Source organism: Moorena sp. SIO4A5 (genome assembly GCF_010672005.1).
Lineage (GTDB): Bacteria > Cyanobacteriota > Cyanobacteriia > Cyanobacteriales > Coleofasciculaceae > Moorena.
On sequence record NZ_JAAHHZ010000298.1, the window covers coordinates 1 to 5,560 of the forward strand.

General features: G+C 42.2%; 7 protein-coding genes. 3 read left to right on the forward strand and 4 right to left on the reverse strand.

Annotated elements, in window-relative coordinates; genetic code table 11:
* Both F6K57_RS35455 and F6K57_RS35460 read right to left on the reverse strand, forming a co-directional pair.
* On the reverse strand, positions 1–372 hold a 372-nt coding region (locus F6K57_RS35455; RefSeq protein WP_293072690.1), incomplete at its 3' end, for an ATP-binding protein.
* Entirely contained in the window at positions 369–617 is a 249-nt protein-coding gene (locus F6K57_RS35460) for a hypothetical protein (protein ID WP_071102399.1), read from the reverse strand. The genes F6K57_RS35455 and F6K57_RS35460, both read right to left, overlap by 4 nt.
* Before the next feature lie 360 nt (positions 618–977).
* Here F6K57_RS35460 and F6K57_RS35465 point away from each other — a divergent pair, with 360 nt between their 5' ends.
* The gene (locus tag F6K57_RS35465; protein ID WP_293072692.1) at positions 978–2,102 is read left to right on the forward strand and encodes an SGNH/GDSL hydrolase family protein; all 1,125 of its coding nucleotides are present in this window, start codon (positions 978–980) and stop codon (positions 2,100–2,102) included.
* A 42-nt stretch (positions 2,103–2,144) separates the two neighbouring features.
* Here F6K57_RS35465 and F6K57_RS35470 read toward each other — a convergent pair whose 3' ends face one another.
* Positions 2,145–2,465: a hypothetical protein gene (locus F6K57_RS35470; RefSeq protein ID WP_158069355.1), complete on the reverse strand. Its 321-nt coding sequence runs from the start codon at positions 2,463–2,465 to the stop codon at positions 2,145–2,147.
* Positions 2,466–2,793: 328 nt separating this feature from the next.
* On the opposite strand from F6K57_RS35470, the gene F6K57_RS35475 reads away from it, so the two are divergent.
* Both F6K57_RS35475 and F6K57_RS35480 read left to right on the forward strand, forming a co-directional pair.
* The gene (locus F6K57_RS35475) at positions 2,794–3,930 is read left to right on the forward strand and encodes an SGNH/GDSL hydrolase family protein (RefSeq protein WP_075896047.1); all 1,137 of its coding nucleotides are present in this window, start codon (positions 2,794–2,796) and stop codon (positions 3,928–3,930) included.
* 457 nt (positions 3,931–4,387) lie between these two features.
* Positions 4,388–5,311, forward strand: coding sequence for an SGNH/GDSL hydrolase family protein (locus F6K57_RS35480; protein WP_293072695.1), 924 nt, complete (start codon positions 4,388–4,390; stop codon positions 5,309–5,311).
* Positions 5,312–5,362: 51 nt separating this feature from the next.
* On the opposite strand, the gene F6K57_RS35485 is transcribed toward F6K57_RS35480, so the two are convergent.
* A partial coding sequence (locus F6K57_RS35485; RefSeq protein WP_293072697.1) for a hypothetical protein occupies positions 5,363–5,560 on the reverse strand: 198 nt, incomplete at its 5' end.

A 5,560-nucleotide genomic window follows, 5' to 3' on the forward strand; every position in this document is an offset into this window, starting at 1 on the left:
TCCAGCAATTTGGAGATACAGTTCCGTGTTACTTTGCTCAACTCCTACCTCAGTTTTGTAAGTACGACATAGACGTTTGACTTGGTAGCGTTTATTATTGTGTTCAAATGCCACTTCTACCCAACAGTCTACTGGTTTATTGAACTGAGCTTCAGCAAGAGCTCGCTTATTCAGCAGTTGGTCTTCTGAGGCAAAAGCAGCACTAAACTTTTCATAGAGTACCCACGAAAAAGCATTTAGTATGGTAGTCTTACCAGCACCATTATTCCCATGAATAATCGTAGTGTTTTGCTCACCACTGGCTAACACAATCACGGGAGTTTTACCATAAAACTGACGAAAATTACATAGCTGAATCGATAACAGCTTCATTGCACTTCTTCCTTGACAATTCTCAAGATATCATCATTAATATTACGGGGAGTTTTCATATAGAGTTTATCCTTTTCTGCTTGCAATACTCGCTCTATAATTCGGCGCACTTCTAGGGGAGCAGTGATAATCGGCTCCTGGACATCATGGAGTTCATTCTTGCTAGGAGAATAAGTAGAAGATTTTTCAGCTACTCTTCTGGAAATGACTGATGTAGCACCACTGGTAGAGTATCTAAATGCCATAACCGTATTTTTTTAAAAGCGACTAACCTGTCAGATCGTGTCCGGTTGTTTCGGTCGTGTTCTTTGTTGTTGTTTGTTTTAGTAATCGGTAAGGGTAAATAGGGAATAGCTTGGTAGTAATCACACTTACCAATTCCCGATTACCAATTATCAATTACCCACGCTTTACACTATCGATGCTCCCGGACATGATACCATATCCAGCCTGATTAAATTTATTGTAAGACTTTATTGTTTATTTATACTATAACCCAAAAATTTTGCCAGCTCTTAATAAAGAGAGTCACCCAAAGCAGTAATCTATCTCTGTAGGTTTTTAGTTTTCGATTGAAACCTGCCCACAATCACAGACAATCAAAAATGAAAAACACAATTACGGCCTTCGGATTTTCTCTATTCACTTTAATTTTGCCCTTTGAAGCTAGGGCATATGATTTAGATTTCACTAATCTTTATGTATTTGGTGATAGCCTATCGGATCCTGGCAATGTCTTCAATATCAGTAAGGCAAGCAATCAGGTAAATCCCACCATTCCCATCACTCCCCAGAGTCCACCCTACTTTCAGGGACGTTTTAGCAATGGTCCGGTCTGGGTAGATTATCTAGCAGATTCTCTGGAAATAGACCTAAAGCCATCTACTGACTTGTCTGTGGTGTTACCGGATTCGCCGATACTTTCTCCAATCACTATCACTCCCGATGGCCCTAGAGTGAGTTTTTTCTTCAATGGTGCGACGACTAATCAAAGCGTAAACTTTGCTTTTGGTGGTTCTCAAGCTGGATTAGCTGGCCTTGGTGAATTCGGGGCGTTGTTACCAGGATTACTCACCCAAGTCGCAGGGTTTACCAATGACCTGATTGTATCTGATCAGATCGCTGACCCCAACGCCCTCTATATTCTGTGGTCGGGTGCCAATGATTACCGGAGTGTAGACCCTCCTAATCCTACTCAGGTCGTGGGCAATATACAGACAGCAGTGAACTCCCTGTATAACTTTGGTGCTCGCAATTTCCTAGTGCTTAACTTACCAGATTTGGGAAAGATACCTCGATCACTGAGGCTAGGTAGTTTATTATCGACTGGCTTCACGGATTTGACCGACCAACATAACTCTCTGTTGGACTCCACCGTTAACGTTTTGAGCCAATCCTTAGCTGACATTAACCTGATATCCTTAGATGCCAATAACTTATTTAATCAGGTTTTGACCAATCCTGGAAACTTCGGTTTCACAAATGTGACGGGAACGTGCTTAGATGAAGCAACGTTTATTGCTTGTGCTAATCCAGACGAGTTTGTATTCTGGGATAGCATCCACCCAAGCACAGCTAGCCATCAGATCCTAGCGGAATCTACAATAGCATTACTGAAGTCCCTTGACAAGGATGAGTCTAAGTCTGTACCAGAACCAGTGTCTTCTGCCTCCTTAGGAGTGATAGGGCTGGCCTGGTTGTTTCGGAAACAGTTGAATAAATCCTGCTAGATTTTACTATTAACGATAACGTAAGCATTCAGGCGTCAGCTATCAGCTATCAGCTAATGCGCTACAGATGGTGCTACTTGAGGTGCTAGCAGGTGCTTTAACTACACGGGGTCGGATGAATAAAACGAGCAGGGATTTCCAACCAGCCGTACTAGCACCCCTCAGCTTGTTTACTACCTCCCGTTGATTAGCTGACCGCTGTTCGCGTAGCGTGGCCAACGGCCAACGGCTGATAGCTGAATGCTTACACGATAACACAGTGGCAGCTTCCCGAGCTGTCACCGTTGATCCTAAATTGATACTTAATAGTTTGATACTACTATTGGTAAATTCTATGGGGAAATTTCGGCGTTGCTTAATCATAGAATAGTTAAGCAAAAATTAGAATTTTATGAAACTTTCAATAATAACTAATAAGTAGGATTGATAACTTCAAAAGGTAGCAGGGAGTAGGGAAGTCATAAGAGGGAACTTCGGAATTGGGAATAGGAGAATAATAGTGTGTACCTCATTACTATGAAAAAAGCATATACTCTGATTAAAGTTATTGTAATACTTTACTTTTTATTTATACTATAATCCAAAAATTTTGCCAGCTCTTAATAAAGAGAGTAACCCAAACCAGTACTCTATGTCTGTAGGTTGTTAGGTTTGTCTTGAAAGGTCTACCCACAATCACAGACAATCAAAAATGAAAAACACAATTACGGCCTTAGGATTTTCTCTATTTACTTTAATATTGTCCTGTGAAGCTAGGGCATATGATTTAGATTTCACTAATCTTTATGTGTTTGGTGATAGCCTATCGGATTCTGGCAATGTCTTCAATATCAGTAAGGAAAGCAATCAGTTAAATCCCACCATTTCCATAATCCCCCAGAGTCCACCCTACTTTCAGGGCCGTTTTAGCAATGGTCCAATCTGGGTAGATTATCTAGCAGATGCTCTGGAGATAGAAGTGAAGCCATCTACTGATTTATCGGTGCTGTTACCGGATTCCCCGATACTTTCTCCGATCACTATCACTCCCGATGGTCCTCGGGCGAGTTTTTTCTTCAATGGTGCGACGAGTAATCAAAGTGTAAACTTTGCTGTTGGTGGTGCTCAAACCGGAGTGTCTGGCCTTGGTGAGTTCGAAGCGTTGTCCCCGGGATTACTGACCCAAGTAGCAGGGTTCACCAATGACCTAATCCTATCTGATCAGATGGCTGACCCCAACGCTCTCTATATTCTGTGGTTGGGTGGCAATGATTATCAGAGTATGGATATTCCTAATCCTACTCAGGTCGTGGGCAATATAGAGACAGCGCTGAACTCCCTGTATAACTTTGGTGCTCGCAATTTCCTAGTGCTTAACTTACCAGATTTGGGAAAGATACCTCAATCACTGAGACTAGATAGTGTATTATCGTCTAGCCTCACAGATTTGACCGAGCAGCATAACTCTGTATTGGACTCCACCCTTAACATTTTGAGGCAATCTTTACCTGACATTAACCTGATATCCGTTGATCAGTATGACCTATTTAATCAGATTTTGACCAATCCTGGAAACTTTGGTTTCACGAATGTGACCGAAGAGTGCTTAGATGGAACAACGTTTATTGCTTGTGCTAATCCAGACGAGTTTTTATTCTGGGATAGCACCCACCCAACGACAGCTGGCCATCAGATCCTAGCGAAATTCACCTTAGCAGCACTGAAGTCCCAAGACAAGGCTGAGACTAAGGCTGAGTCTAAGTCTGTACCAGAACCAGCGTCTTCTGCCTCCTTAGGAGTGATAGGGCTGGCCTGGTTGTTTCGGAAAGAGTTGAATAAATTCTTTTAGATAGTACCATCTAACATAACACAGTGGCAGCTTTCCGAGCTGTCACTGTTGATCCTAAATTGATACTTAATAGTTGGATACTACTATTGGTAAATTCTATGGGGAAATTTCGGCGTTGCTTAATAATAGAATGGTTAAGCAAAAATGAGAATTTTATGAAACTTTCAATAATAACTAATAAGTAGGATTGATAACTTCAAAAGGTAGCAGGGAGTAGGGAAGTCATAAGAGGGAACTTCGGAATTGGGAATAGGAGAATAATAGTGTCTACCTCATTACTATGAAATAAATAATATACTCTGATTAAAGTTATTGTAATACTTTACTTTTTATTTATACTATAATCCAAAAATTTTGCCAGCTCTTAATAAAGAGGGTCACCCAAAACCAGTACTCTATGTCTGTAGGTTTTTAGTTTTGGCTTGAAAGGGCTGCACACAATCACAGACAATCAAAAATGAAAAACGCAATTACGGCCTTCGGATTTTCTCTATTCACTTTAATTTTGCCCTCTGAAGCTAGGGCATATGATTTAGATTTCAGTAATCTTTATGTGTTTGGTGATAGCCTATCGGATCCTGGCAATGTCTTCAATCTCAGTAAGGCACGCAATCAGGTAAATCCCATCATTCCCATCACTCCCCAGAGTCCACCCTACTTTGAGGGACGTTTTAGCAATGGTCCGATCTGGGTAGATTATCTAGCAGATGCTTTGGACATAGAGGTGAAGCCATCTACTGACTTGTCGGTGCTGTTACCGAATGTCCCGATACTTTCTCCAATCACTATCACTCCCGATGGCCCTCGGGCGAGTTTTTTCTTCAATGGTGCGACGACTAATCAAAGCGTCAACTTTGCTTTTGGTGGTGCTGAAACCGGATTCGGTGGTATTGGTGAGTTCGGAGGCTTACCGGGATTACTCACCCAAGTCGCAGGGTTTACCAATGACCTGATTGTATCTGATCAGATGGCTGACCCCAACGCCCTCTATATTCTGTGGGCGGGTAGCAATGATTACCGGACTTTTGACCCTCCTAATCCGACTCAGGTCGTAGGCAATATAGAGACAGCACTGAACTCCCTGTATAACTTTGGTGCTCGCAATTTCCTAGTGCTTAACTTAGCGGATTTGGGAAAGATGCCTCCAAGACTCAGGCCAGGTAGTGTATTATCGACTCGCCTCACGGATTTGACCGAGCAGCATAACTCTGTGTTGGACTCCACCCTTAACGTTTTGAGCCAATCATTACCTGACATTAACCTGATATCGTTTGATAAGTATGACCTATTTAATCAGATGTTGGCCAATCCTGGAAACTTTGGTTTCACGAATGTGACGGAAAAATGCTTAAATGTAAGTAAAGTTAATTGCCTGTGCTAATCCAGACGAGTTTTTATTCTGGGATAGCTTCCACCTAACCACAGCTGCCAATCAGATCCTAGGGGAATCCACAATAGCCGCACTGAAGTCCCTAGACAAGGCTGAGCCCAAAATAGCCGCATTGAAGTCCCTAGACAAGGCTGAGCCCAAAATAGCCGCATTGAAGTCCCTAGACAAGGCTGAGCCCAAAATAGCCGCATTGAAGTCCCTAGACAAGGCTGAGCCCAAAATAGCCGCATTGAAGTCCCT

Excerpts from the sequence above, each read along its gene's own strand:
- F6K57_RS35460 (WP_071102399.1), bottom strand. The coding sequence starts at position 617 with ATGGCATTTAGATACTCTACCAGTGGTGCTACATCAGTCATTTCCAGA.
- F6K57_RS35465 (WP_293072692.1), top strand. The coding sequence starts at position 978 with ATGAAAAACACAATTACGGCCTTCGGATTTTCTCTATTCACTTTAATT.
- F6K57_RS35470 (WP_158069355.1), bottom strand. The coding sequence starts at position 2,465 with ATGATTAAGCAACGCCGAAATTTCCCCATAGAATTTACCAATAGTAGT.
- F6K57_RS35475 (WP_075896047.1), top strand. The coding sequence starts at position 2,794 with ATGAAAAACACAATTACGGCCTTAGGATTTTCTCTATTTACTTTAATA.
- F6K57_RS35480 (WP_293072695.1), top strand. The coding sequence starts at position 4,388 with ATGAAAAACGCAATTACGGCCTTCGGATTTTCTCTATTCACTTTAATT.